Consider the following 25,595-nt stretch of genomic DNA (forward strand, 5'->3'; position numbering starts at 1 on the left):
GGGGCGTGACGGTTGTTCTCGGACTGTGCTGCGACCGTTCTTGCGGCGGTGCCGCGACCGGCTCCCCGGTCACCCTATTGACTGAACGGCCAGTCAGTAAGCGAGACTGTGACGGGCACCACTGGGCACTGTCAAGAGTCGTGCACGAGGCGTTCGCGCCGGGTTCGCCACTCGGCGCCCACCGCCGGCGCCCGTGTGTAGGGTTACCGCGTGGCAAGAGTGCGGTTGAGCGTGGCCGAGCGGCGCGAAGAGTTGCTGCGGGCCGCCATCGAGCAGATCGAGGCGCGGGGCGTGGCAGCCGTGCGCATCGCCGACGTCGCCGCAGCGCTCGGGGTGAGCAACGCGCTGGTCCTGTACCACTTCTCGACGAAGGAAAAGCTCGTCTCCGCCGCGTTCGCGCACGCCGCCGAGGGCGACCTGGCCCATCTGCGCAAGCTGCTGAGCAAGCGCACGACGGCGCTGCGCCGGCTGCGCTCGGCCGTGCGCTGGTACGCGCCGACCGGGCAGGCCAAGGGGTGGCGGCTGTGGATCGAAGGCTGGTCCGCGGCGCTGCGTGAGCCCGCGCTGCGGGAGGTCACGCGCGACCTGGACAAGCAGTGGAAGGCGGCGCTCACGGAGGTCGTCGCGGAGGGCGTGGCGGCGGGAGAGTTCCACTGCCCCGACCCGGCGGGCGCCGCGCTGCGCCTGACGGCACTCCTCGACGGTCTCGCGGTGCAGATGACCGCGTACACGGGGACGGTCTCGCGGGCCCGCATGCAGGAGTGGGTCGACGACGCGCTGGCCCGCGAACTGGGACTCGAGCGGGCGGACCTGACGGCGACGACGGCGGGCTGACGGCGCCACGGAGTCGGGCTCCGAAGAGGCCCCCGGATTGGACCGCACAGAAATGACGCGGGGGAGCCGCCCTCAAGGGCAAGCTCCCCCATGACGTGCGCGGCTCCCGTCAGAGCGGCAGCAGATCCGGCCGCTTCGCCGCCACATGGTCCCCGGACGACTCGCCGCGCAGCCGTCGGCCGATCCACGGCACCAGGAACTCCCTCGCCCAGTGGATGTCGTCGCGCCGCACCTCCAGCGTGCCGCGCGGCGGCTGCGCCGGCCACGGCTGGTCCGGGTCCGCAGGCACCTCGATGCCGAGCGCCTGCCCCGCCCGCAGCGCGACCCGCGTGTGCCCCTCGGGCGAGAGGTGCAGCCGGTCGTCGTCCCAGGCACGGCGGTCCTGGACGGTCTTGAGGGACCACAGGTCGAGCACCGGGCAGCCGTAGCGGTCGGCGACCGCGCGCACATGCCCGTTGTACGTCGCTATCTTGCCGCGCAGATGCTTGAGGACGGGGACGTCCCGGGTGTCGAAGCCGGTGGTCACCATGACCGTGCCGACGGCGGAGGTCAGCCGGGCGACGGCCTTCTCGAAGCGCTCCGCGACGTCGTCGGGGTCGGTGCCGGGACGGATGATGTCGTTGCCGCCGGCGGCGAAGGTCACCAGGTCCGGGGCCAGTTCGACGGCGCGCGGGAGCTGGTCCTCCACGATCTGGTCGAGGAGCTTGCCGCGCACGGCGAGGTTCGCGTACCGGAAGGAGTGCTCGGGGGTCCGGTCGTCCAGGAGGACGGCGAGACGGTCGGCCCAGCCCACGAAGGCCCCGTCGGGACCGGGGTCCCCGACGCCTTCGGTGAAGCTGTCCCCCACCGCCGCGTAGGACCGAATCGTGCCGCCGTTGAGTGATCTCGATTCGTTTGCCACGACCACACATCTTTCACCCTGCGATGTGACCTACGCGACCGTAGGAAGGGGTTGACGGGTGGTGATATAGCCCACCCGGTCAGTTTCGGGGATTGAGGAATACGGCGAGGACACGGCGAAGGGGCGGGCCCGGAACCGGGCCCGCCCCTTCATGTCACACCTCGACGCGACACCTTCACCTCACACGTCACACCGTCAGGGCCGGAGCGACGTCACACCGTCCGGGTCAGAGCGAGACGCCGTGCGCACGGAGGTAGGCGACCGGGTCCACGTCCGAGCCGTAGCTCGGGGTGGTGCGGATCTCGAAGTGCAGGTGCGGTCCGGTGACGTTGCCGGTCGCGCCGGAGAGGCCGATCCGCTGACCCTCGGTCACGGTCTGCCCGGACGAGACGGAGAGGGACGACATGTGGGCGTACTGCGAGTACTTGCCGTCGGCGTGCTGGATGACGACCTCGTTGCCGTACGCGCCGTCGAGGCCGGCCGACACGACGGTGCCCGCGGCTATGGCCTTGAGCGGGGTGCCCGTCGGAACCACGAAGTCGACACCGGTGTGGTAGCCGCTGGACCACATGCTGCCCGCGGTCTTGTACGCCGTACCGATGGAGGCGCTCTGGACGGGCAGCGTGTAGCCGGAAGCGGTGGCGGTCTTGGCCGCGGAAGCCTGCGTGGCGGTGGCCGGGGACTTCGCCGCGGGAGCCGTGGCCTTCTGGCCGATCGTCAGCTTCAGGCCCGGACGGATCAGGGACGGGTCGCCGCCGATGGCCGAGCGGTTGTCGGAGTAGAGCTTCTTCCAGCCGCCGCTGACGTGCTGCGCGTCGGCGATCTTCGAAAGGGTGTCCCCCGCCTTGACGGCGTAGGTCGTGGCAACGGCGGGAGCGGCCGCGGCGTGGACGCCGGAGGCACCCATGAACGGCAGCGCGAGCGCGACGCCGCCCACACCGGCAACGGCGATCGTGCGGGCGAGGCGCGGGGACTTGGGACGGCGGTGCTTACCCTTCGCGGGCATGGGGGATTCCTCTCCGTCGCCTGCGAGGTGAGCTGTCGGGTTCGGACTGGAGCTGCCCGGCCGCGCCCCTTTCGGGCACGGCTTCACCCCGAGCCGTTTCCGGTGTCCCGAAAACGGCGGTCTACCTGGGTCCCCCGCTCCTGCCGAGCACGGATCGATGTGCGGATTCCGGGCGGCGGCAGGATTTGGCGGTCCGTCCGGATTGCGCCGAACGTAAGCGAGCGGAGAGCGCGGGGACAAGCCGCGAATTCCCCTGGGCATTCCGCTTCTTGATCCTTATGTGATCCTTTCCGGAAAAGGCCGTCACGCTCCGTAGATTCACGATCTTTGCAACTGCTATACCTACTGGAAATTCATTCGGGATCGCCGCCACGCACGGTCACCGCTATGACTCTGCTCACCTATCAGCCGCCATATGGCGGCATTTCGGGCTTAGTTATCCCATAGAGCCCTATCGCCCATCTATCGGTTCATTCCGGGCATTTGGTACGCAATCGCCAGCCTTCTCTCACATGGTTGCCCCTGGCAGCCATGTCGTATCGTCGAAGGCGCCCGCCGGCGAGCAGCGCCGCGGCCGACCGGGAGGAGCCCCCGTGACGCAGCAGGTCCCGTCCACCGAGCCCGAGTTGGCCGGAGTGCGCAACTTCCGCGACGTCGGTGGTCTCCCGACCGTGGACGGCCGTCGGGTCAAGCAGGGCGTGCTGTTCCGCAGCGGTCACCTCGCGCACGCCACGGACGAGGACGCCGCGTTCCTCTCCTCGCTCGGGCTGCACACGATCTTCGACTTCCGCAACGCCGCCGACCAGCGCCTCGAAGGCCCGGACGTGACGCTGCCCGGCGTGCGGAACGTGAATCTGCCGCTGACCGACCCGGCGGACGGCGCCGAGTTCTGGCAGATGGTGCGCGACGGCAACCTCGACGACCTGCGCGCCGCCCTCGCCGAGGGCCAGGCCGCGAACCGCATGATCACGTCGTACCGGGCGATCATCACCGAGCGCACCGCCGAGCACAGCCAGGTGCTGCACTCCCTCGCCGAGGACAGCGTGCCGGCGCTGATGCACTGCGCGGCGGGCAAGGACCGCGCGGGCCTGTCGATAGCAGTCACGCTCCTGGCCGTGGGAGTGGAGCGCGACGCCATCGAGGCGGACTACCTGGAGTCGAACGCGACGCACCGCCGCTACAAGGTGCACCGCAGCAGCGCCTCGAAGGACGCGATGTCCCCCGAGGTCATGGAGCTGCTGAGCCCGCTGTTCGACGCCCGCGCCTCCTATCTGGCGGCCGCCTTCGAGCAGGTCACGCAGACCTGGGGCTCCACCGACCGCTACCTGGAGGAGGGCCTCAAGCTCTCCCCCGCCCGGCGCGAGCGGCTGCGCGAGCGCCTCCTGGACTGAGACTCACCGGCCACCCGCTGGGGCCGTCATCCGCGCGACGCCCCCAGCGTGAACAGCAGATAGATGAAGCCCGCGACGAGGTGCCCGGCGAAGACGTAGACGAGCAGGCGCACCCAGATGCCACGCGGGAGCTTGTCCTCCACGTCACGCCGTGCGGGCCGCCGCTGCGGATCGGTCATGTCGTGCGGCTCTGCGTTCATCGAAGGCCTCCCTGGGTCTGTGCGCCGCCGCCCGTCGCCGGGCCGAGACACAGCGCGGCGGACGGGCTCTGCAGCAGGGTGTGTACGAAGAGGAGCTCGGCGCCGTCGCGGTCGGCGGCGGCGATCCGGTGCGGGGTGAGCGAGTCGAAGTGCGCGCTGTCCCCCGGCGCGAGGTCGTAGGCGGTGTCCCCCAGACGCAGCCGCAGCCGCCCTTCGAGGACGTACAGCCACTCCTCACCGGGGTGGACCCGCACGATGTCGCCCTGGGCGCCGAACGGCACGTGCACGCGCAAGGCCTGCATGCCGCGCCCCGGGGCGCCCGCCTGCCGGTAGATCCAGCCGCCCGCCTCGGTGGGCTCCATGTCGCCGGAGCGCACGACGGCGTCCCTGTCGGCGGGCGTCTCGCCCAGGAGCTCGGAGACCGTCGTACCGTAGGTACGGGCCAGAGCGAGCAGCATCGGGAGCGAGGGCTGACGGCGGCCCGTCTCCAGGCGGGAGAGGTGCGCGGGCGAAAGCCCGGCGGCGCGGGCCGCGGCCTCCAGGGTCAGGGCGGCGCGGCGCCGGAGTTCCCGCAGCTGCGGGGCGACGGCGGGCAGCTCCGTGGGTTCCGGAGCCGGCTCCGGAGGGGCAGGGCTCATGATTCGATTGAGCCAGAGTCGTACCTCTGGGGCAAATTTCTTGCCCCAGAGGCAAACAGCTCCCTCTTCAGAAGCGCCCTGCCGAAGCGGTCAGCGGTTGGCGACCGCCTGCTTCACCAGCGTCTTGCCGAAGTCCCACATCAGTCCGCCGCCCGAGTGCGCGTCGTCCATGACGGCGGTGAACGCCTCCACGAAGCGGTCCACCTCGCGCTCCCCGATGATCAGCGGCGGGATCAGCTTGATGACCTCCAGGTGGTCGCCGGAGACCTGGGTGAGGATCCGGTGCTTCTGGAGCAGCGGCACGACGACCATCTGCGCGAAGAGACCCTTGCGCGCGGCCTGGAGCATCGTCCAGCGGCCGCGCAGCTTCAGCGACTTCGGCCGCCCGAACTCGATGCCGATCATCAGGCCTCGGCCGCGTACGTCGCTCAACAGCTCGTAGCGGTCGACGAGCGCGGTGAGCCGGGACTTCAAGAGCTCCCCGGTGGCCCGGGCGTTCGCGACGACCTCCTCGTTCTCCATCACGCAGAGCACGGCGAGACCCGCGGCCATGGCCTGCGCGTTCGAGCCGAAGCTGGCCGAGTGCACGAGGACGCGGTCCATGGACGAGTAGACCTTTTTGAAGATCCAGTCCTTGCCGAGGGTCGCGCCGACGGGCACGTAGCCGCCGGAGAGCGCCTTCGCCACGCACACGAGGTCGGGTTCGACGCCGTCCTCGTGCTGGTAGGCATAGAAGTCGCCCGTCCTGCCGAGGCCCGTCTGCACCTCGTCCGCGATGAGCAGCGCCTTGTGCTGGTGGAGCAGCTCCTGAGCGGCGCGCAGATAGCCGGGTGGCGCCCCGTGGACGCCCTTGCCCTGGATGGGCTCGACGATCAGCCCGGCCACGTCGCCCTTGGCGAGCTCCGCGCGCAGGGCGTCGAGGTCACCGAGCGGCACCGCCGTGTCCGGCAGGAGCGGCGCGAAGCCGTCCCGGAATCCGGACTCGCCGTTCACGGACAAGGACCCGGTGGTCAGCCCGTGGAAGGCGTGACCGCAGTACAGCACCCTGGGCCTGCCCGTGGCGTACCGGGCGAACTTCAGCGCCGTCTCGACGGCCTCCGTGCCGCTGTTGCCGAAGAAGACCCGGTCCAGGTGCGGGCTGTGCGCGAGGAGCCGCTCGGCGAGCAGGCCCGGCAGCGGCTGGCAGTCGAAGCGGGTGAGGTCGGCGAGCGAGGCGTCGAGGACGTCGTGCAGCGCCTTGCGGACGACGGGGTGGTGCCGGCCGAGGCCCATCACGCCGAACCCGGCGAGCATGTCCAGGTAGTCGTTGCCGTCCTCGTCCCAGAAGTAGGCGCCCTCCGCCCGCTCGTAGACCTTGTCGAAGCCGATGGTGTGCAGCATGCGCGGGAGCTGGTGGTTGAGGTACTTGGCGTGCAGTTCGTAGCGCTCGGCGCCACGGTCGGCCAGGAGTCTTGCGAGATCGAACTCCTTGCTCATACGTCGTCGCTCTCCTTGCCGGCCACGAGGGCCGCGGTCTCGGCCTTCAGGGCCATGCTGGCGCCGATCCGCCCGGCGATCTCGACGGGCGTGAGCCCGATGTCGGCGAGCACCTCGCCGCGCTTGGCGTGCGCGAGGAACTGGTCGGGGATCCCGAACCGCCGTACGGGTACATCGACTTCGGCCTCGCCGAGCGCGAGCGCCACGGCGGAGCCGACGCCCCCCGCCTTGCTGTTGTCCTCGACGACGGCGACGAGCCGGTGCCGTGCGGCGAGCGGCGCGAGATCCGGGTCGACGGGTTTGACCCACCGCGGGTCCACGACCGTGCAGGTGATGCCGCGCGCTTCCAAGAGTTCCGCGACCTGGAGGCACACCGGCGCCATCACGCCGACGGAGACCACGAGGACGTCCGCGTCGTCGGCCCGGCGCAGTACGTCGAGGCCGCCGATCCGGTCGACCGCCGGGATCTCGGGGCCGACCGACTCCTTCGGGAAGCGGATCAGCGTCGGGGCGTCGTCCACGGTGACCGCTTCGCGCAGCTGCGCCCGCAGCTGCTCGGCGTCCCGGGGCGCGGCGATGCGCAGTCCGGGGACGACCTGGAGGACGGACATGTCCCACATGCCGTTGTGCGAGGCACCGTCGACGCCGGTCACGCCGGCCCGGTCGAGGACGAAGGTGACACCGCAGTTGTGCAGCGCGACATCCATGAGGAGCTGGTCGAAGGCGCGGTTGAGGAAGGTGGCGTAGACGGCGACGACCGGGTGGAGGCCACCGGTCGCGAGTCCGGCCGCCGAGACCGCGGCGTGCTGCTCGGCGATCCCCACGTCCCACACCCGGCCGGGGAACTCCTGGGCGAACTTGGTGAGTCCGACCGGGTGCAGCATCGCCGCGGTGATCGCCACGACGTCGTCGCGCTCCCGTCCGATGCGGGCGATCTCGTCGCCGAACACCGAGGTCCAGGAAGGGCCGTTGGACGGCGCGAGGGGCTCGCAGGTGAGCGGGTCCATCACGCCGACGGTGTGGAACCGGTCGGCCTCGTCGGCGAGGGCGGGCTCGTAGCCGCGGCCCTTCTCGGTGAGGCAGTGCACGACGACCGGCCCGTGGAACCGTTTCGCACGTCGCAGCGCCGACTCGACCGCGCCCAGGTCGTGACCGTCGATGGGCCCCATGTATTTGAGCCCCAGGTCCTCGAACATGCCTTGCGGCGCGAAGGCGTCCTTGAACCCCTTCTTGGCGCCGTGCAGGGACTCGTACACGGTGTGTCCGATGACAGGGGTGCGCAGGAGGACGTCCTTGCCCCAGGCGAGGATCTTCTCGTAACTGTCGGTGGTCCGCAGGGTGGCCAGGTGGTTGGCGAGGCCGCCGATGGTCGGGGCGTAGGACCGTTCGTTGTCGTTGACGACGATGATCAGCGGGCGGTCCTTGGCGGCCGCGATGTTGTTGAGCGCCTCCCAGGCCATGCCGCCGGTGAGCGCCCCGTCGCCGGTGACGGCGACGACGTGGCCCCGCTCCCCCAGGACCTGGTTGGCCTTGGCGAGGCCGTCCGCCCAGCCGAGCGCGGTGGACGCGTGGCTGTTCTCGATGACGTCGTGCTCGGACTCCTCACGCGAGGGGTAGCCGGACAGGCCCCCCTTCCCGCGCAGCTTCGAGAAGTCCTGACGTCCTGTCAGCATCTTGTGCACGTAGCTCTGGTGCCCGGTGTCCCACAGGATCCGGTCGACCGGCGACTCGAAGACCCGGTGCAGGGCGATCGAGAGTTCCACCACCCCGAGGTTGGGTCCCAGGTGACCGCCGGTCCTCGCGACCGCGTGGATCAGGAACTCCCTGATCTCCGCGGCCAGTTCGTCGAGCTGTTCCTCGCTCAGCGCCTTCAGATCGCGCGGCCCCCGGATGCTTTCCAGAATTGTCACGCTCGGGCCCCCTCTCCGGTTGTTCCTCAGCTCACGGTGACGTCGGGGGTGCCCGAGGCCACCCCGGCGTCCGTCATCTGCTCGGCGATCTTCATCGCCTCTTCGATGAGGGTCTCGACGATCTTCGACTCGGGGACGGTCTTGACGACCTCACCCTTCACGAAGATCTGGCCCTTGCCGTTGCCCGACGCGACGCCGAGATCCGCCTCGCGCGCCTCACCGGGACCGTTCACCACACACCCCATGACGGCGACGCGCAGCGGCACCTCCATGCCGTCGAGGCCCGCGGAGACCTCGTCGGCCAGCTTGTAGACGTCGACCTGCGCCCGCCCGCAGGACGGGCACGACACGATCTCCAGACGCCGCTCCCGAAGGCCCAGCGACTCCAGGATCTGGATGCCCACCTTGATCTCCTCGACCGGCGGAGCCGACAGGGAGACGCGGATGGTGTCGCCGATGCCCTCGGACAGCAGCGCGCCGAACGCGACAGCCGACTTGATGGTGCCCTGGAAGGCCGGGCCCGCCTCGGTGACGCCGAGGTGCAGCGGGTAGTCACAGGCCGCGGCGAGCTGCCGGTAGGCGTTCACCATCACGACCGGGTCGTTGTGCTTGACCGAGATCTTGATGTCGCGGAACCCGTGCTCCTCGAAGAGCGACGCCTCCCACAGCGCCGACTCGACGAGCGCCTCGGGGGTCGCCTTGCCGTACTTCTTCAGCAGCCGGGCGTCGAGCGAGCCCGCGTTCACGCCGATACGGATCGGGGTGCCGTGGTCCTTGGCCGCCTGCGCGATCTCCTTGACCTTGTCGTCGAACTGCTTGATGTTGCCCGGGTTCACCCGGACCGCGGCGCAGCCCGCCTCGATGGCGGCGAAGACGTACTTCGGCTGGAAATGGATGTCCGCGATCACGGGGATCTGCGACTTCCTCGCGATCGTCGCGAGCGCGTCCGCGTCGTCCTGCGTGGGGCACGCCACCCGCACGATCTGACAGCCGGACGCCGTCAGTTCGGCGATCTGCTGCAGCGTGGCCCCGATGTCCGAGGTCCGTGTCGTCGTCATCGACTGCACGGACACCGGCGCTCCGCCCCCCACTGCCACCGGTCCGACATGGATCTGCCGACTCGTCCTGCGGTCGGCGATCGGTCGGACCGGCAGCGAAGGGAGCCCCAGTGCGGTGCTTGTCCGGGGAGAGTCCCCCAGACCCCCGCCGGGCTCTGTGGAGGTCATCGCGGTGTCACCCGCGGTTTCCGGAGACGGTCTCGCGGGCGGCGCGGATCGACTCCTTGAGCGAGCCCATCGTGGCGAGGACGGCCGTCGGCTCGTAACCGCAGTGCGCCATGCAGTTGTTGCAGCGCTCGTCCTTGCCGCGCCCGTAGGCGTCCCAGTCGGTCTTCTCGATGAGGTCCTTGTACGTGGTCACGTACCCGTCCGCCATCAGGTAGCAGGGCTTCTGCCAGCCGAAGAGCGAGTAGTTCGGGATCGCCCACGCCGTGCACGGGAAGTCGACCTTGCCCTCGAGGAAATCGAGGAACAGCGGCGAGTGGTTGAGGCGCCAGCGACGCCTGTTGCCGCCCGCGAAGGCCTTCTTGAAGAGCTCGCGGGTCTGCTCCACGCCCAGGAAGTGCTCCTGGTCGGGCGCCTTCTCGTAGGCGTAGGCGGGCGAGAGCATCATCTCGTCGACCTCGAGGTCGTCGTTGAGGTAGTTCAGGACCTCGATGATGTTCTGCGGGGTGTCCGTGTTGAAGAAGGTGGAGTTCGTGGTGACGCGGAAGCCCCGCTTCTTGGCCTCCTTGATCGCCTCCACCGCCTCGTCGAAGACTCCTTCCTTGGCCACGGACTCGTCGTGACGCTCACGCATCCCGTCGATGTGCACCGTGAAGGCGAAGTACGGCGAGGGCGTGAACTTGTCCATCTTCTTGCGCATGAGCAACGCGTTCGTGCAGAGGAAGACGTACTTCTTCCGCGCCACCAGCTGCCGGACGATCTCGTCGATCTGCGGGTGCATGAGCGGCTCGCCGCCGGCGATGGACACCATCGGCGCGCCGGACTCCAGGACGGCGCCCACGGCCTGCGCCACGGGCATCCGCTGCTTCAGCACTCCGGCGGGGTGCTGGATCTTTCCGCAGCCCTCGCACTTGAGGTTGCAGGCGTACAGCGGCTCCAGTTCGACAATGAGCGGGAACTTGTCGCGCTTGCGAACCTTCTGTTCAAAGAGGTACGTCGCGACCTTGATGGACTGACGAAGCGGCATGGCCATCTGGCTCACCTCCGGGGGAGCAGCAAAGAACGGTGCCATTCGAAAAATGCGGGAAGCACGGCACGAAGAACACGGAAGGCCGATATTCCACCGCGCACTGTGCTGATACGGACGAGTTCATGTTCTGGAGCGTCCACGACCACCCGTACGGCCGCAACCGGACGCGGGCCCCGTGCGGCCGCCGTGCGGAGCGTGGCCGCGGACTCCATGTCCACGGCGATCGCACCCGTGGCGAGCAGGTCACCACGCTCGTGACCACGCACGACATGGTCGGAGCCGGTGAGCGGACCGGTGTGCACGGTCCGTCCCGGTACCGCCCTGATCAGCTCCTTGACGAGCAGTTCCGTGCCGGTGCACGGCGTGGAGCCGTACGGGTCGCGGGTCTCCTCGGCGACGACCAGGTCACCCGGGTGCATCCCGGGGGCGAGACCGGCGCAGAAGCCGGTCGCGACGACCGCCGCGTCCCGCAGGGCGGGGCCCTCCAGGACCTTGGCCACGGACCGCTCGGCCGCCTTGGGACCCATGCCCGTGCGCAGCACGGTCACGGGGGCCGGTGCTCCGGTGCGGGCGCCGGTGCGCAGGGCGAGGTGCTCGATGCCGAGCGCGCAGGCGACCAGCAGCGGGGCGGCGTCCGGCGGGCGCGGGGCCCCCGGGGATCGGGCCATCAGCTCCCCTTGCTCGGCGAGAACGCCTGGTCGGCGAACGGCTCCCCATGGACGTAGCGGCCGAGTGCCGTGAGCGGGAAGACGTGGCGGTAGAGGTGGTAATTGATCGAGAAGTCCCACGGGAAGCCGGTGCCGGTGAAGTACGGCTCGTCCCAGGTGCCGTCCTCCAGCTGGGTCTCGGTCAGCCAGGCGGCACCCCGCTCGACGGCCTTGGAGTCCCGCTCCCCCGCAGACAAGAGCGCCATCAGCGCCCAGCCGGTCTGCGAGGCGGTCGAGACGCCGTGGCCCTTCCAGTCCTCGTAGCGGTAGGAGCGCAGGTCCTCGCCCCAGCCCCCGTCGTCGTTCTGGACCGATTCGAGCCAGGCGACGGCACGGCGCACCGCGGGGTGCGAGGGAGGCAGCCCGGCGGCGGTCAGGGCGGGCAGCACCGAGCCTGTCCCGTATACGTAGTTGACGCCCCAGCGGCCGAACCAGGCTCCGTTCGGCTCCTGTTCGGCGAGCAGCCACTCGATGCCGCGGCGCGTGCGCGGATCGTGCGACATGCCCTCGACGGCGAGCATCTCCACCACGTGCCCGGTGACGTCCGCGGACGGGGGGTCGATGACCTCGCCGAAGTCGCAGAACGGCAGCCGGTTGGGGAACGGGCTGGTGTTGTCGACGTCGAAGGCGGCCCAGGCGCCGTTCCTCGACTGCATGCCGAGGTTCCAGCGCACGCCGCGCTCGATGGCCTTCTCCATGCGCGCGGTGTCCGGGTGCCGGACGCGGCGCAGCGCGAGGACGACCTCGGCGGTGTCGTCGATGTCGGGGTAGTTGTCGTTGTGGAACTCGAACGCCCAGCCACCGGAGGCGAGTTGGGGCCTGCGCACGGACCAGTCGCCGGGCCGGTCGATCTGCTCCCGGAGCATCCAGTCGGCGGCCTTGACCAGCCGGGGATGGTCGGCGGGCAGTCCGGCGTCGGCGAGAGCGATCACGGCCAGACAGGTGTCCCACACGGGCGACTGGCAGGCCTCGATCATCCGGGCCCCGTCCTCGCGCCACACGGCGAACCGGTCCAGTGACTCCAACCCCGCCTTCATCACGGGGTGTTCGAGGTCGTAGCCGAGCAGATGGAGGGCGATGACGGAGTACACCGCCGGGGGCTGGATACCGCCCCAGCAGCCGTCGTTCTCCTGGCGCTCGATGATCCAGCGGGCGGCCGAGTTCATGGCCGCCTTGCGCAGCCTGCGCGGTGCGACCTTGCGGTACAGGTGCATCGCCTTGTCGAGCCGTTCAAAGACGCCGTCCCAACTCGCCATCGCGGCAAGGGGCTTGGCGGGGTTGGGGTTCCGCGCGTCGGTGTGCAGCTCGTCGAGCGGGAAGGGCGCGGGCCGTACGGGGCGCTTCGCGGAGACGACCGTGAGCGGCACGATGGTCTGGCGGGCCCAGCAGCCGAAGTCATAGATGTTGAGCGGCATCCACTTCGGGAAGTAGATGAGTTCCGGTGGCAGTTCGGGCAGGTCCTCCCACTTCCACCAGCCGAACAGGGCCAGCCAGATGCGGGTGAAGACGCGGCTCGCGGCGATGCCGCCCCGCTCCCGGATCCAGGCGGAGGCCTTCGCCATGTGCGGCGCGTCGGGGGCGTCCCCGGCCAGGCGCAGGGCCACGTACGCCTCGATGGTGGTGGAGAGTTCGCCGGGGCCGCCGTGGAACGTGGCCCAGGTGCCGTCGTCGCGCTGTTCACCGCGGATGAAGAGCCCGGCGGCGCGGGTGGTCGCCTCGTCCCCGATCCCGAGGAACTGGCGCAGCAGCAGGTCCTCGGCGTCCATCGTGACGTTCGTGTCGAGGTCGCCCTTCCACCAGCCCTGGGCGTCCTGCCGGGCGAGCAGGAAGTCCGTGGCGCGCTGGACGGCGCGGGTGGCGGCGTCGTGCGTCCCGGCCGCCCCGAGGCTCGTGTCGGTCAAATGGGCAGTGGTGGCCGAGGTCGCGCCGGGAGCTGCCGCTCCGCTGCTTCCGTCGGTCGTCGCTGTCATGGCTTCCCCTTCGTGCAGTGCTCGATCTCTGCTGGGTCCGCCGTCGGCCGATGCCCTGGATGGGCACCGGCCGGCGACTGCGAGTCATATACGGCCGATAGTGATCATCTCTTTCGTACGACGACGAAGTCCGCGAGCGCGACGAACTGCGCCCGCACGTGGTCCGGCATCCGGACGGAGTCCAGGGCCTCGATGGCGACGGCGTACTGCCGGCGCGCCTCCTCGGCAGTCCAGTCGCGGCCGCCGGCCTCCTCGATGAGGGCGGCGCGGGCCGCGAACTCCTCCTCGGAGAAGGTGTCGAAGTCGCTGCTCTTCGCGTCGGCGGCGAGGAGTTCACCGAGCCGCTCGGACGCGGGGCCGCCCGCGGCGAGCGCGGCGACGACGGGCAGTGACTTCTTGCGCTGACGCAGATCGCTCCAGGTCTGCTTGCCGGTGGCCTCCGGGTCGCCCCAGATGCCGAGCAGGTCGTCGACGGCCTGGAAGGCGAGGCCGAGGTGGTAGCCGTACTTCTCCAGCTGGTCCGCGGTCCGGTCGTCGGCGCCGCCGAGCACGGCGCCGATGGAGGAGGCGCAGGCCAGCAGGGCGCCGGTCTTGTTGCCCTCCATCTCCAGGCACTCCTCGACGGTGACCCGCTCGCGGTGCTCGTAGCTGATGTCCTGCGCCTGCCCGTCGATCAGGGCGCGCGAGGCGGAGGTCAGGCGGCGCGTGGCGCGGCCGGCCTCGACGGTGCCGAGTTCGAGGAGCACCTCGTTGGCGAGGGCGAAGAGCGCGTCGCCGACGAGGATGGCCTGCGCCGGGCCGTGCACCTTCCAGACGGTGTCCCGGTGGCGGCGCTGTTCGTCGCCGTCCATCAGGTCGTCGTGCAGGAGCGAGAAGTTGTGCACCAGCTCGACGGCGACCGCGCCGGGTACGCCCACCTCGGGCGCCGCGCCGGGTACCTGGGCGGACAGCACGGCGAGCGCGGGACGCACCGCCTTGCCGCCGTCACCGTCGGCCGGGTTGCCCTGGGCGTCGATCCAGCCGAAGTGGTAGGCGGCGACGGTGTCCATCGGGGGTGCGAGGCGGTCCACGGCGGCCCGCAGCACCGGGGTGGCCAGGGTCCGGCCGCGCTCGAGCAGCGCGGTCACGTCCACCGCGTCGGCAGCCGGTTCGGCCGAGGGCACAGCGGGCACAGGGTCTCCTTTTGTTACGTCGCCGGGGGCCGGATGGTCCGCCCCCTGGAGATCGAGCTTCATGCCGCCTCCCTGAACAGATGACCGCGTGGGCGGTCGAGTGCGGCGAGAGCGGCATCGGCGGCACTGACACCGCTGCGTACCGCGCTTTCCATGGTCGCGGGCCACCCGGTGGCGGTCCACGCGCCGGCCAGGTACAGGCCGGGGGCGTTGGTGCGGGCCGTGGGCCGCAGCGCGCCGACTCCGGGGGCCGGCGCGAAGGTCGCCGTGCGCTCCCGGGTGACGAAGAAGTCGAGTACCTTCGCGCCCCGGGCGGCGGGCAGCAGCCGCTCGAACTCGGGCAGGTAGCGCTCGCGCAGCACGGCGACGGGCTCGTCGATCTCGTCCTGCGCGGCGGACTGGGACACGGCGAGGTACTGCCCCTCGGTGAGCCCGGACGCTTCCGTGCGGTCGAAGACCCACTGCACCGGCGAGCCGAGCGCGGTGAAGAAGGGCCGCTTGAGGACCTTGCGGTCGTAGACGACGTGCAGGTTGAGGATCGGCGCGGTCCCGATGGCGAGCAGCCGCTCGGCGTCGTCGAGCGCGCCGTCGGGCAGCAGATCGTACGTCTCGCGCTGGGGCACGGCGAGGACCACGGTGTCCGCCGCGATCCGCTCCCCGGGAACCTCCACGCTCCAACGCCCGTTCTCCGTACGGGAGATGGAGGTGACGCGTGCACGGAGTTCGGTGCGTACGCCCGCGGAGTCGAGCGCCTTGCGGGCGAGGGTGTCGTGGAGTTCACCGAGGGGGACGCGCGCCCAGCCGATGTCGGCCGCGCCCGGTTCGGACAGCAGCCCGGTCTTGAACACCATGGCCGCGAGCCCGAGCGAGGACTCGCCGGCGACGGCGTTCAGGGTGGCGACGCCCACCAGGTCCCAGAGGGCCTCGACGGCGCGCCGCGACTGGCCGTGTTCGGCCAGCCAGCTGCCGAAGTCCCTTTCGTCCAGGGCCGGATCGCCCAGGTCGAGCCCCTTGAGGGCCAGCGCGGCACGCCCGACGTTGGCGCGCTCGGCGAGCGAGAGATGCGGATAGGTGGCGAGGCTCGCGGCGAGATGCAGCGGCACGGGCAGTGCGGTGCGGCGCAGTCGGCCGAGCCGGTTCCTGTCGGCGTCGAGGACGGGCACGTCGAGACGTTCCTGCAGGGGCGACAGGGCCGTACCGTCGATGCGGTCGAGGAACCAGCGGTAGGCGGTGCAGCAGCGCAGGTACACGTGCTGGCCGTTGTCGACGGTGAGGTCGCCGCGCTTGAAGGAGAACGCGAGGCCGCCCAGCCTCGGGCGCCCTTCGAGCAGGGTGACGTCGAGACCCGCGTCGGCGAGCGCGAGTGCGGCCGTGGCCCCGGCGAGACCACCGCCGACCACGACCGCGGTCTGCCGTCCGGTTCCGTCGGCTCTCTGCGCGCCCGGCTCCTCGGGCCGCAGGTTCGCGGTGCTCATGCGCCCTCCCCTCCGGCCGCTTTGCCAGTGTGCTCGCGATGGTTGAAAAGCGCACCGCAGGCTGCTGAAGTCATGGACGCCGCGCCGGCGCGAAGGGTTGCCCGCAGTTTCCCGTCGGTGGGGACCGCTCTGTCGGACGTGCTCATCAGACACGCCTCCTGAGGTGCTGCCGGGAGACGCCGCGGGCGTCGAGACCGGACAGGCCACGCACGGCGACGTACGCCTTCTCACGCCCGGGGAGCGAGACGCGGCCGCGCAGGACGGCCTCGGGCTCGCGCTCGATGCGGTCGAGCAGGCGCCGGTAGATGCCGGCCATGGCGGCGACGCAGGCGCCGCTGCGCCGGTCGAGCAGCGGCAGGAGCCGGTACCCCTCGGCGAACAGGGCGCGGGCGCGGCGCACCTCGAAGTGCACGAGGCCCGCGAAGTCCGAGCCGGCCGGCGGCGTCGGGGCGTCGAAGCCGGCCGAGCAGCCGAACTTGGCGAGGTCGTCGGCGGGCAGGTAGGTGCGGCCGTCCGCCGCGTCCTCCCGCACGTCGCGCAGGATGTTGGTGAGCTGAAGCGCCAGCCCGAGCGTGTCCGCGTACTCGGAGGCGCGCTCGGTGCCGCGCGCGCCCGGCTCGGTGCCGAAGATGCCGAGCGAGACCCGGCCGATGGCGCCGGCGACGCAGCGGCAGTAGACCTTGAGGTCGTCCCAGGTCTCGTACGTCTCGCCGCGCAGGTCCATCAGGACGCCGTCGATGAGCTCGTCGAGGCCGCCGAGCGGGATCGGGAAACGGTGCGCGGCATGCGCGAGGGCGACGCCCACCGGGTCGGTGTCGTCCTCCGCCACGTCGCCGTCGCGCACCCGGGCGAGCAGGGCCCGGGTCTCGTCGAGCCGGTCGGCCTTGACGTCCGGCGGCAGCGCTCCGTCGCCGATGTCGTCGACGCGGCGCGAGAACGCGTACACCGCCGACATGGCGCGCCGCTTGGCCGTCGGCAGCAGCCTGATGCCATAGGCGAAGTTACGTGCCTGCTGTCCGGTCACGGTCTCGCAGTAGCTGTATGCGGCGAGTACCGCTGCCGACACGTGCTGATCTGACTCCACGGTCCGGCTCACCCCTCTCCTCGCAGAGTCGCTCCCACCTCACGCAGCAACCGGAGCTTGGTGGGCTTGGGCGGTCCAGGAAGTACGTCGTACGAAACGGCGGCGATCGCGGTGACCGCCGCCTTCCCCCCTGCCACGAACCCGGCAAGCAGCAGCTTCAGCCTGCCGTGGACGCTACCCACGAGGGGGGTGCCTTCATTCAGGAGACCGAGGGCGCGTTCGGCCTCGAACGCGACCAGGGCGCGCACCGATGCGCCCGCCGTGGGTGCGGCGAGATCGGACTCCTGGACGTGGAACTGTTTCATGTCCTCGGCGGGCAGGTAGATGCGGCCCTGCCTCAGGTCCTCGCCGACGTCCTGAAGGTGTTCGACGATCTGGAGGCCGGTGCACACGGCGTCCGAGCGGCGGATGCGCTCGGGGGTCGCCGTGCCGGTGATCGCGAGGACGAGGCGGCCGACCGGGTTGGCGGAGAGCTCGCAGTAGGCCAGCAGGTCGTCGTACGTCTCGTAGCGCGTGACCAGCTGGTCCTGGCGGTTGGCCTCGATGAGGCCGAGGAAGGGTTCGGGGGTGAGACCGCGACGGTGCACGGTGGTCTGCAGGGCACGCAGAAGGGGGTGACGGGGGGTTGAATCGAACACCCGGTGAAGGTCGGCCTCGAAGGCGTCCAGCAAAGCCAGCCGGTCCCCGTCAGCCCGTTCGGGTGACACGCCCAGGAGGCGGGCGTCGGCGCCGCCGGGGGCGAGGTCGCCGTCACCGATGTCGTCGACGAGGCGGGCGAAGCCGTAGACGGCCATCAGGTCGTCGCGCCAGTCCCGGGGCAGGAAGAAGGGGGCCACCGGGAAGTTCTCGTCGGCGGCCTTGTCGAGTGTCGCCCCGGCCGGGGACCCGGCGGACGCCCCCGATGATCCCGTCACCACGCGCTGCCCGGTACTAGGACGGCGAAAGCATCGTGGAGCTGGAAAGTTTCCATAGCCATTGCCGTCACATCTCCCGTTCTACACTGCCGATCCAAAACATCCTATTTCGGACACGCCGCCCAGTCTCAGGCGCGGCAGACCGACCCCTGCGTCAGGGTGTCGCGCATTATCGCCCCTTTGCCGCGAATCGGCACCGGTACAGCTTACGTTGTACAACCGGCCCCGCCCCGACGGGGTTTCGTGCAGATCACAACAACACACCGATTGACTCCAAGCTTCCCTGCACGCAAGGAAGTTGACCTTCACTTGACCTCGGCGGGAATCAATTGCCATCTACATGCATATCAAGGCCCCGCCGAAGAGTTCCCGGCGGGGCCTTGAGACGCGAAACGGGTGCAGAGGGTTGCCCGGAGGCCGCCCGGCTACTTGCCCGTGAACTTCTCGTACTCCTTGAGTACCTCAGCTGTCGGTCCGTCCATACGCAGCTCGCCCCGCTCCAGCCAGAGCACGCGGTCGCAGGTGTCGCGGATCGACTTGTTGTTGTGACTGACGAGGAAGACCGTGCCGGCCTCCTTGCGCAGCTCGCGGATGCGGGCCTCGGAGCGCTTCTGGAACTTGCGGTCACCCGTGGCCAGGGCCTCGTCGATCATGAGGACGTCGTGGTCCTTGGCCGCCGCGATGGAGAAGCGCAGCCGTGCCGCCATGCCGGAGGAGTACGTGCGCATCGGGAGCGTGATGAAGTCGCCCTTCTCGTTGATGCCCGAGAAGTCGACGATCTCCTGGTAACGCTCCCGGATCTGCTCGCGGGACATACCCATCGCGAGCCCGCCGAGTATGACGTTCCGCTCGCCCGTCAGGTCGTTCATGAGCGCCGCGTTCACACCGAGGAGCGAGGGCTGGCCGTCGGTGAAGACCTTGCCCTTCTCCGCCGGCAGGAGCCCGGCGATCGCGCGCAGCAGGGTCGACTTGCCGGACCCGTTCGAGCCGATCAGGCCGATCGCCTCGCCGCGGTACGCGGTGAAGGTGACGCCCTTGACCGCGTGCACCTTGCGTACACCGCGCTCCTCGCCGCGCTTGACGATGCGGCTCAGCGCCGCGGTGGCGCTGCCCTTGCCCGTCTTGGCGCCGTTGACGCGGTACACGATGTGCAGCCCGTCCGCGATGACGGTCGGGATGTGTCCCTTGCCTGCGTTCTTGCCCAGAAGATCTTCGTCAGCCACGGCCGTACCGCTCCTCTGCCTTCCAGAAGTAGACGAAGCCGCCGACGGCGACCAGCACGGCCCAGCCCCCCGCGACCGCCCACACGTGCGGCGGCAGGTTTCCGGAGCCGTATCCGTCGATGAGCGCGAAGCGCATCAGGTCCATGTAGATGGCGGCCGGGTTCCACTGCAGGAGGTCGGCGACCCACGCGGGCTTGTCGGCCAGCATGATCGGGATGGAGAACATCACGCCGGACGCGTACATCCACGTACGCATCACGAACGGCATGAGCTGCGCCAGGTCCGGGGTCTTCGAGCCCAGCCTCGCCATGATCAGCGCGAGTCCGGTGTTGAAGAGGAACTGGAGCGCGAGCACCGGGACGATCAGCAGCCAGGACATACCCGGGTAGCTGCCGAAGCCGATCGCGACGATGAACAGGACGATCATCGAGAACAGCAGCTGCTGGAGCTGCTGGAGCGCGAACGAGATCGGCAGCGAGGCCCGTGGGAAGTGCAGGGCGCGCACCAGACCCAGGTTGCCCGAGATCGCCCTCACGCCCGCCATCACCGAGCTCTGCGTGAAGGTGAAGACGAAGACGCCCGTGACCAGGAACGGGATGTACACGTCCATCGACATGCCCCGGCTGGCGTGCAGGATGAGGCCGAAGATGAGGTAGTACACGGCCGCGTTCAGCAGCGGCGTCGCCACCTGCCAGAGCTGGCCGAGCTTGGCCTGGCTGTACTGGGCGGTGAGCTTCGCCTGCGAGAAGGCGAGGATGAAGTGACGCCGCCCCCACAGCTGGCTGACGTACTCGAACAGGCCGGGCCTGGCGCCGCTGACGGTCAGACCGTACTTGGCGGCCAGGTCGGCCGGGGAGAGCCCCTCGTCGGGCGACGGACGCGCGGTCACCGCGACTCCGCCGTCATGCGTTGTCTCACTCACTAGTGGAAACTTTCGTCTTCAAAGTGCGCAGCCTGGTCGGGCATAGGCACGGGCCAGGGACCGGGGTACGGGCCGAATGCTCAGACACGAGCTTGTCAGATGATCGGAGGTCGGCCCAGTCGGGTCAGGCGCCACACCGTACGCCACTTCATGGGCCGCCTGGGGCCGCACGGGCTCGTCCAGCCTTCCTTGAACCCACCGAACCAGGCCTTCAGCGCAGGTCCGGAGGGGCGACGGGCGAGCGTGAGAAGCAGCCAGACGCCGAGGTAGACGGGGACGATGAGCGCGGGCAGATTCCGGCGCGCGAGCCAGACCCGGTTCCTGGCGACCATGCGGTGATAGACCGCGTGCCGGGAGGGAGCCGTGGTCGGGTGGTGCAGCACCATGTCCGCCCGGTAGTCGATCATCCAGCCCGCGTCGAGGGCACGCCAGGCGAGGTCGGTCTCCTCGTGGGCGTAGAAGAACTCGTCGGGCAGGCCGCCGACCTCCGCGATCACGCGGGTGCGCACCGCGTTGGCGCCACCGAGGAACGTGGTGACGCGCGAGGAGCGCATCGGGTCGGCGGCACGCAGGCGCGGGACGTGACGGCGCTGGGTGACACCGGTCTCCGGGTCGGCGATCCGGAAGCTGATGATGCCCAGCTTCGCATCGGCCTCGAAGGCCTCGCGGCAGAGCTGGGCCGTGTCCGTGTTCGGCAGGAGGCCGTCGTCGTCGAGGAACAGCAGCACGTCCACGTCGGAGCCCGAGGGCCCGAAGGCCTCGATGCCGACGTTGCGCCCGCCCGGGATACCGAGGTTCTCGGGCAGCTCGACGGTGCGCACACCGGCGGGGACGTCCGGGACCGGGGAGCCGTTGCCGACCACGACCACCTCGACCCGGTCGCCGTCCTGCTTGGCGACGGAGTCGAGGAGGGCGCGCAGCTCCTCGGGGCGGTTGCCCATGGTGATGATCACCGCGCCGACCTTCATCCGCGTACTCACTTCAGCCTGCTCGACGCCAGGATGGACACCAGGTGCAGCACGGTCTGCAGCAGCGCGATGCCCGCCAGAACGGCCACGCCCAGGCGCGTGAAGAAGAGGTCGCCCCGGATCTGGTCGACGATCGCGAGGACCAGGATCAGCAGCGACGCCTCGATACCGAGGATGAGGCGGTGGAACTTGAGCGCCGACGCCGCCTTGCGGGCGAGCGCCATGCCGGAGGTCCGGATCTCGGACGCGGACTCCTTGACCTGCTCCTTGCCGTTCTGCGCGCGGGCCACGCCGACCAGGTCCGTCTCGGCCTTGATCAGGATGGCGCCGAGCGCGGCGAGCGTGCCGAGGAAGGCCCACAGCCAGTCGATACGGCCGGAACCCCACAGGTCGGCGGCGCGCAGACCGAAGCCGACGAGTACGGCGGCATCGGTCAGGTACGCGCCGACGCGGTCCATCCAGACGCCGGCGAGCGAGTACTGCTTGCGCCAGCGGGCGATCTCGCCGTCGACGCAGTCGAGCAGCAGGTACAGCTGGACCGCGACGACGCCGAGGACGGCGCCCCAGACACCCGGGACCAGCAGCGCGGGCGCCGCGAGGACGCCGCACACGGTCATCAGGTAGGTCAGCTGATTGGGGCTGACCTTGGTGTTCACGAGGTGGCGGTCTATGCGCAGCGAGATCTCGCGCATGTAGAGCCGGCCGCCCCAGTGCTCGCCGCTCCGCCGGTCCTTCACCCCTGCGGGGTGAACGACCGGGCGCAGCTCAGCTACCGATGGCTTTTGCATAGTCGGCGTAGGCGTCCCTGATCTGGTCGGCGTTGAGGTTGAGGTGCTCGAGGATCGTGTAGCGGCCGGGGCGCGTCTGCGGGGCGAAGAGCACCGCGTCCACGACGTCCTGGTCGCTGTAGCCCATCTCCTTGGCGAGGACCGGCAGGCCGTGCCGGCGCAGCGTCTCGACCATCTCCTTCGCGCTGTCGTGGTCACCGCGAAGGAACGTGGCGAACGCCCCGCCGAACCCGCACTGCTCCCCGTGCTGCGCGTTGCGCTTGGGGAAGAGCAGGTCGAAGGCGTGGCAGATCTCGTGGCAGGCGCCCGAGGCGGGCCTCGAGTCCCCGGCCACGGACATCGCGAGACCGCACATCACCAGCGACTCGGCGAGCACGCTGAGGAAGTCGTCGTCACCGATGCCGCCCGGGTGCCGCAGCACCGCGTGCGCGGCCTGGCGGGCCATCGCGGCGGCCAGGCCGTCGACCTGCTCGCCGTTGACCTCGTGCGAGAGCTCCCAGTCGGCGACGGCGGAGATCTTGCAGATGACATCGCCGATGCCGGCCCGGACGAACCGGGCGGGGGCGTCCCGGATGACGTCGAGGTCGATGACCACGCCGATCGGGGTCGGCACACCGTACGAGCCACGGCCCGCGTCGTTGTCCAGCGTCGCGACCGGCGAGCACAGACCGTCGTGCGCGAGGTTCGTGGCAACGGCCACCAGCGGCAGGCCCACCCGGGCCGCCGCGTACTTCGCACAGTCGACGACCTTGCCACCGCCGAGCGAGACCACCGCGTCGTAGCGGCCCGCCTTCTTTATCGAGTCGGCGAGCTTGACGGCGCCGTCGATGGTGCCGTCCGCGTCGTCGAACCAGTCCGCGCCCGGAAACGCCGGTGCGAACCGCTCCCTGAGGACCTTGCCGGAAGCGCCACTGCTGATCGCGAAGGCGAGCTTGCCGGTGGGGGCGATGCGCTGGTCGGTGAGGATGGTGGCGAGGTCGTCCAGCGCGCCGGCCCGGATGTCGACGACGACCGGACTCGGCATCAGCCGGGTCAGTACTGGCACGCGATCTCCCGGGCCTTGGCGAGGTCGTCGTGGTTGTCGATCTCGACCCACTTCACGTCGCCGATCGGAGCGACGTCGACCTTGAAGCCACGGTTCACGAGCTCCTGGTAGCCGTCCTCGTAGTACAGCTGCGGGTCACGCTCGTACGTGGCCTTCAGGGCGTCGGCCAGCTCGTCGGCGGCCTCGCCCTCGATGAGGGTGACGCCGATGTACTCGCCGGTGGCCTCGGACGGCTCCATCAGCTTCGTGATCTTCTGGACGCCCGTCTCGGGGTCCACGACGACCTTCATCTCCTCGTCGCCCAGGTCCTTGACGGTGTCCAGGGCGAGGATGATCTTCTTGCCGTTGCCGCGGGCGGCGAGCAGCGTCTTCTCCACGGAGACCGGGTGCACGGTGTCGCCGTTGGCGAGGATCACCGTGTGCTTGATGGCGTCACGGCCGCACCACAGGGAGTAGGCGTTGTTCCACTTCTCGGCGACGTCGTTCTCGATCAGCGTCAGCTTCAGGCCGTACTTCGCCTCGAGCGCCGCCTGGCGCTCGTAGACGACCTCCTTGCGGTAGCCGACGATGATGCCGACCTCGGTGAGGCCGATCTCGGCGAAGTTCTTCAGAGTGAGGTCGAGGACGGAGAGCTCGTTCTCGGTTCCCTCGCCCGCTACGGGCACGAGCGCCTTGGGGAGCGTCTCGGTGTAGGGGCGGAGCCGGCTGCCTGCGCCGGCGGCCAGGACGAGGCCGATCATGCGGGTTCTCCTTCATCGTGTACGGCGGGTGCTCCAGCAGAGACCCAGAAGCGGATGCTCTCGGCGAGCACCACGAGTGCCACGAACCCGGCGAGCGCCGTGAGCGCGACGGTGAAATCTGTTGCGGTGAGCAGCACGGCGATCACGGTGACCACCAGCGTCCTGCCCTCGTGCCCGCCGATCGCCCGGACCAGCCAGTGCGGGGGCGCGCCGGTGCCACCGCGAATGCGGTACACCGTGTCGTAGTGATGGTAGGCGACCGCGGCCACCAGTCCGAAAGCCGCCGGCAACGCTCCGTTTACGTCCGCTTTCGCTGCGATCAGCAGGATCGTGCCGTATTCGGCGGCGCGGAAGACGGGCGGGACCAGCCAGTCGAGGGGGCCCTTGAGGGGGCGCGAGACGGCCGCGGCGGAGGTCAGCGCGTAGACGGCGGCGCCGAGGACGGGCCACCAGCTGCCGTAGTCCGACAGCGCGGTGGCGAGTACGAGGACCAGGGTTCCGAGCGCGGCGATCGCCGGGGCCGTGTGACGAGGCACACCGCGCACGACTCGCTGGAACAGTTCGCTCAGCGGCCCGCTGTCGGAGAGCTCCGCGAGGGCCTGCGCGGCCCGGTCCGTGCGGGTGGCCCGGCGGGTCAGCGAGCGCAGGACGCGGCCGGCCGTGGTGTACGTCGCCGCGAGGGCACAGCCGATCAGCAGGACGATGAACGTGATGCGCGGCGTCGTCAGCGCGGTGAGTACCGCGATCAGGGCCCAGCGTTCGCCGATCGGCAGCACTATCATCCGGCGCACCCAGACCGTCCACCCGACGCTGTCGAGCTTGTCCGAGAGGGCCGCGGTGGGGCTGGTGTTGGCCGTCGCGTCGTGGTTCGCCTCGTTGAAGGAGAAGTCCACGACATGACGGCAGGTCTGCAGGACCATCGCGCCGAGGGCGAGCGCCCACACGTCGTCACCGCCGCGGGCCGCGCCGAGCGCGAGGCCCGCGTAGTAGGCGTACTCCTTGGCCCGGTCGAAGGTCGCGTCGAGCCAGGCACCGAGCGTCGAGTACTGCAGGGAGTAGCGGGCGAGCTGCCCGTCCGTGCAGTCCAGGACGAAGGAGAAGAGGAGCAGCAGTCCCGCGGCGCCGAAGCCGATACGGGTGCCGGTGGCCGCGCAGCCCGCCGCGATCAGCGCGGTGAACAGCGAGGCGGTCGTCACCTGGTTGGGGGTGAGACCGCGCCGGGCGCACCAACGGGCGATGTAGCGGGAGTACGGGCTGATGCAGTAGGTCGTGAAGAAGCCGTCGCGTGCCTTGACCGCGGTACGCAGCCGGATCGCCTCGTCGTCGACGGCGGCGACCGCCTGGCGGGCCTCGTTGCGGGCCTGCGGGTCGGCGGGCACGGCGGCGACGAGCTCACCGAGCTCGGGGTGGTGCACCTCGGTGCCGGACGCGGTCAGTCGCTCGGCGACCCGGTCGGCGAGTACGCCGGCCAGCGTGCCGGCCCGCGTACCGAAGTCCGTCGGGGAAGACCCTTGGGCGGTGTCGCGCAGGGCGCCGGTCAGCGCCTCGCGGGCCGCGGGCTGTACGGAGACGGCTCCGGGGACGGCCGAGGCGGCGAAGCGCGGGTCGGTGAGGCCGAGGCGCAGGGCGTGGGTGTGGCCCACGAAGCCCGCGTCGACGAGCGCGACCCGCTGTCCTGCCGGGACCGCGGCCAGCGCCGCCCCTGCCTGTGCGGCGTCCGGGGCGAGCCGCACGTCGAAGCCGAGTGCCCGCAGCTCGCCCTCGAGCGACGACCCGGGTACCGGCTGACCGGTGACGATGGCGGTCGACAGACGAACTCACTCCTTGGATTGCCTGCACGCCGGCGCGGCGGGCACAGGCGTGGTGGGGGCGCCCCGGGCCGAGACCGGCCGGGCGGCACGTCGGCAGAGGCTATCGGATGATGAGAAGCGGGCGTTCACCGCCCGTTTACGGCCCGATAAGAGCGGTCTGAGTGTGC

At 70.2% G+C, this 25,595-nt stretch carries 24 protein-coding genes and 1 riboswitch; of the genes, 2 read left to right on the plus strand and 22 right to left on the minus strand.

Annotation, left to right across the window (positions count from 1 at the left end; translation table 11 throughout):
* Positions 1–210 precede the first annotated feature (210 nt).
* Positions 211–834: a TetR/AcrR family transcriptional regulator gene (locus ACFC96_RS00575; RefSeq protein ID WP_376609359.1), complete on the plus strand. Its 624-nt coding sequence runs from the start codon at positions 211–213 to the stop codon at positions 832–834.
* Positions 835–943: 109 nt separating this feature from the next.
* Here ACFC96_RS00575 and ACFC96_RS00580 read toward each other — a convergent pair whose 3' ends face one another.
* Both ACFC96_RS00580 and ACFC96_RS00585 read right to left on the minus strand, forming a co-directional pair.
* Positions 944–1,735, minus strand: a complete 792-nt coding sequence (locus tag ACFC96_RS00580; protein ID WP_376609361.1) for an SGNH/GDSL hydrolase family protein — start codon at positions 1,733–1,735, stop codon at positions 944–946.
* Positions 1,736–1,961: 226 nt separating this feature from the next.
* Complete coding sequence (locus ACFC96_RS00585; protein ID WP_376609363.1) at positions 1,962–2,741, minus strand: peptidoglycan DD-metalloendopeptidase family protein; 780 nt, start codon at positions 2,739–2,741, stop codon at positions 1,962–1,964.
* Between the two features lie 4 nt (positions 2,742–2,745).
* Positions 2,746–2,926, minus strand: a riboswitch (cyclic di-AMP (ydaO/yuaA leader).
* 408 nt (positions 2,927–3,334) lie between these two features.
* Here ACFC96_RS00585 and ACFC96_RS00590 point away from each other — a divergent pair.
* Complete coding sequence (locus tag ACFC96_RS00590; protein WP_376251780.1) at positions 3,335–4,132, plus strand: tyrosine-protein phosphatase; 798 nt, start codon at positions 3,335–3,337, stop codon at positions 4,130–4,132.
* Between the two features lie 26 nt (positions 4,133–4,158).
* On the opposite strand, the gene ACFC96_RS00595 is transcribed toward ACFC96_RS00590, so the two are convergent.
* The 20 genes from ACFC96_RS00595 to ACFC96_RS00690 form a co-directional block, all read right to left on the minus strand.
* The gene (locus tag ACFC96_RS00595; protein WP_376251778.1) at positions 4,159–4,332 is read right to left on the minus strand and encodes a DUF6126 family protein; all 174 of its coding nucleotides are present in this window, start codon (positions 4,330–4,332) and stop codon (positions 4,159–4,161) included.
* Positions 4,329–4,970, minus strand: coding sequence for a helix-turn-helix domain-containing protein (locus ACFC96_RS00600; protein ID WP_376609365.1), 642 nt, complete (start codon positions 4,968–4,970; stop codon positions 4,329–4,331). Before ACFC96_RS00600 ends, ACFC96_RS00595 begins: the two co-directional genes overlap by 4 nt.
* Before the next feature lie 90 nt (positions 4,971–5,060).
* Positions 5,061–6,446 carry an aspartate aminotransferase family protein gene (locus ACFC96_RS00605; protein ID WP_376251774.1) on the minus strand — a complete coding sequence of 462 codons (1,386 nt, stop codon included), beginning with the start codon at positions 6,444–6,446 and terminating at the stop codon, positions 5,061–5,063.
* The gene (gene dxs, locus ACFC96_RS00610) at positions 6,443–8,356 is read right to left on the minus strand and encodes a 1-deoxy-D-xylulose-5-phosphate synthase (RefSeq protein ID WP_376609367.1); all 1,914 of its coding nucleotides are present in this window, start codon (positions 8,354–8,356) and stop codon (positions 6,443–6,445) included. The genes ACFC96_RS00605 and dxs overlap by 4 nt, the downstream gene beginning before the upstream one ends.
* 26 nt (positions 8,357–8,382) lie before the next feature.
* Complete coding sequence (gene ispG / locus ACFC96_RS00615; RefSeq protein ID WP_376609369.1) at positions 8,383–9,582, minus strand: flavodoxin-dependent (E)-4-hydroxy-3-methylbut-2-enyl-diphosphate synthase; 1,200 nt, start codon at positions 9,580–9,582, stop codon at positions 8,383–8,385.
* Positions 9,583–9,589: 7 nt separating this feature from the next.
* On the minus strand, positions 9,590–10,612 hold the full coding sequence (gene hpnH, locus ACFC96_RS00620) for an adenosyl-hopene transferase HpnH (protein ID WP_376251769.1): 1,023 nt from the start codon (positions 10,610–10,612) through the stop codon (positions 9,590–9,592).
* A gap of 5 nt (positions 10,613–10,617) precedes the next feature.
* On the minus strand, positions 10,618–11,277 hold the full coding sequence (locus tag ACFC96_RS00625; RefSeq protein WP_376251768.1) for a 1-hydroxy-2-methyl-2-butenyl 4-diphosphate reductase: 660 nt from the start codon (positions 11,275–11,277) through the stop codon (positions 10,618–10,620).
* On the minus strand, positions 11,277–13,286 hold the full coding sequence (shc, locus tag ACFC96_RS00630; protein WP_376609371.1) for a squalene--hopene cyclase: 2,010 nt from the start codon (positions 13,284–13,286) through the stop codon (positions 11,277–11,279). Before shc ends, ACFC96_RS00625 begins: the two co-directional genes overlap by 1 nt.
* Positions 13,287–13,390: 104 nt before the next feature.
* Positions 13,391–14,521, minus strand: coding sequence for a polyprenyl synthetase family protein (locus ACFC96_RS00635; protein WP_376251764.1), 1,131 nt, complete (start codon positions 14,519–14,521; stop codon positions 13,391–13,393).
* A complete protein-coding gene (gene hpnE / locus ACFC96_RS00640; RefSeq protein ID WP_376609373.1) occupies positions 14,518–15,933 on the minus strand; it encodes a hydroxysqualene dehydroxylase HpnE in 1,416 nt (471 codons plus the stop codon). Before hpnE ends, ACFC96_RS00635 begins: the two co-directional genes overlap by 4 nt.
* Positions 15,930–16,079 carry a DUF6380 family protein gene (locus ACFC96_RS00645; protein WP_376251760.1) on the minus strand — a complete coding sequence of 50 codons (150 nt, stop codon included), beginning with the start codon at positions 16,077–16,079 and terminating at the stop codon, positions 15,930–15,932. Before ACFC96_RS00645 ends, hpnE begins: the two co-directional genes overlap by 4 nt.
* The gene (gene hpnD / locus ACFC96_RS00650) at positions 16,079–17,029 is read right to left on the minus strand and encodes a presqualene diphosphate synthase HpnD (protein WP_376609375.1); all 951 of its coding nucleotides are present in this window, start codon (positions 17,027–17,029) and stop codon (positions 16,079–16,081) included. Before hpnD ends, ACFC96_RS00645 begins: the two co-directional genes overlap by 1 nt.
* Complete coding sequence (gene hpnC, locus ACFC96_RS00655) at positions 17,026–17,931, minus strand: squalene synthase HpnC (protein WP_376609889.1); 906 nt, start codon at positions 17,929–17,931, stop codon at positions 17,026–17,028. Before hpnC ends, hpnD begins: the two co-directional genes overlap by 4 nt.
* Before the next feature lie 425 nt (positions 17,932–18,356).
* Positions 18,357–19,154, minus strand: a complete 798-nt coding sequence (locus tag ACFC96_RS00660; RefSeq protein WP_340460131.1) for an ABC transporter ATP-binding protein — start codon at positions 19,152–19,154, stop codon at positions 18,357–18,359.
* The gene (locus tag ACFC96_RS00665; protein ID WP_376251758.1) at positions 19,147–20,076 is read right to left on the minus strand and encodes an ABC transporter permease; all 930 of its coding nucleotides are present in this window, start codon (positions 20,074–20,076) and stop codon (positions 19,147–19,149) included. Before ACFC96_RS00665 ends, ACFC96_RS00660 begins: the two co-directional genes overlap by 8 nt.
* Before the next feature lie 95 nt (positions 20,077–20,171).
* Positions 20,172–21,056, minus strand: coding sequence for a glycosyltransferase family 2 protein (locus ACFC96_RS00670; RefSeq protein ID WP_376251757.1), 885 nt, complete (start codon positions 21,054–21,056; stop codon positions 20,172–20,174).
* Positions 21,053–21,832 carry a CDP-alcohol phosphatidyltransferase family protein gene (locus ACFC96_RS00675; protein ID WP_376251755.1) on the minus strand — a complete coding sequence of 260 codons (780 nt, stop codon included), beginning with the start codon at positions 21,830–21,832 and terminating at the stop codon, positions 21,053–21,055. Before ACFC96_RS00675 ends, ACFC96_RS00670 begins: the two co-directional genes overlap by 4 nt.
* Entirely contained in the window at positions 21,810–22,877 is a 1,068-nt protein-coding gene (locus tag ACFC96_RS00680; RefSeq protein WP_376228238.1) for an iron-containing alcohol dehydrogenase family protein, read from the minus strand. Before ACFC96_RS00680 ends, ACFC96_RS00675 begins: the two co-directional genes overlap by 23 nt.
* Positions 22,865–23,617, minus strand: coding sequence for a sugar phosphate nucleotidyltransferase (locus ACFC96_RS00685; protein WP_376251753.1), 753 nt, complete (start codon positions 23,615–23,617; stop codon positions 22,865–22,867). Before ACFC96_RS00685 ends, ACFC96_RS00680 begins: the two co-directional genes overlap by 13 nt.
* Complete coding sequence (locus ACFC96_RS00690; protein WP_376609891.1) at positions 23,614–25,428, minus strand: DUF5941 domain-containing protein; 1,815 nt, start codon at positions 25,426–25,428, stop codon at positions 23,614–23,616. The genes ACFC96_RS00685 and ACFC96_RS00690 overlap by 4 nt, the downstream gene beginning before the upstream one ends.
* Positions 25,429–25,595 lie beyond the last annotated feature (167 nt).

Origin of the sequence: Streptomyces sp. NPDC055955 (assembly GCF_042270245.1) — a bacterium.
Classification (GTDB): Bacteria; Actinomycetota; Actinomycetes; order Streptomycetales; family Streptomycetaceae; genus Streptomyces.

Coding starts and splice junctions, on each gene's coding strand:
- ACFC96_RS00585 (WP_376609363.1), bottom strand. CDS start 2,741: ATGCCCGCGAAGGGTAAGCACCGCCGTCCCAAGTCCCCGCGCCTCGCC.
- ACFC96_RS00595 (WP_376251778.1), bottom strand. CDS start 4,332: ATGAACGCAGAGCCGCACGACATGACCGATCCGCAGCGGCGGCCCGCA.
- ACFC96_RS00600 (WP_376609365.1), bottom strand. CDS start 4,970: ATGAGCCCTGCCCCTCCGGAGCCGGCTCCGGAACCCACGGAGCTGCCC.
- ACFC96_RS00605 (WP_376251774.1), bottom strand. CDS start 6,446: ATGAGCAAGGAGTTCGATCTCGCAAGACTCCTGGCCGACCGTGGCGCC.
- ispG (WP_376609369.1), bottom strand. CDS start 9,582: ATGACCTCCACAGAGCCCGGCGGGGGTCTGGGGGACTCTCCCCGGACA.
- hpnH (WP_376251769.1), bottom strand. CDS start 10,612: ATGGCCATGCCGCTTCGTCAGTCCATCAAGGTCGCGACGTACCTCTTT.
- ACFC96_RS00625 (WP_376251768.1), bottom strand. CDS start 11,277: ATGGCCCGATCCCCGGGGGCCCCGCGCCCGCCGGACGCCGCCCCGCTG.
- shc (WP_376609371.1), bottom strand. CDS start 13,286: ATGACAGCGACGACCGACGGAAGCAGCGGAGCGGCAGCTCCCGGCGCG.
- ACFC96_RS00635 (WP_376251764.1), bottom strand. CDS start 14,521: ATGAAGCTCGATCTCCAGGGGGCGGACCATCCGGCCCCCGGCGACGTA.
- hpnE (WP_376609373.1), bottom strand. CDS start 15,933: ATGAGCACCGCGAACCTGCGGCCCGAGGAGCCGGGCGCGCAGAGAGCC.
- ACFC96_RS00645 (WP_376251760.1), bottom strand. CDS start 16,079: ATGAGCACGTCCGACAGAGCGGTCCCCACCGACGGGAAACTGCGGGCA.
- ACFC96_RS00675 (WP_376251755.1), bottom strand. CDS start 21,832: ATGCAAAAGCCATCGGTAGCTGAGCTGCGCCCGGTCGTTCACCCCGCA.
- ACFC96_RS00685 (WP_376251753.1), bottom strand. CDS start 23,617: ATGATCGGCCTCGTCCTGGCCGCCGGCGCAGGCAGCCGGCTCCGCCCC.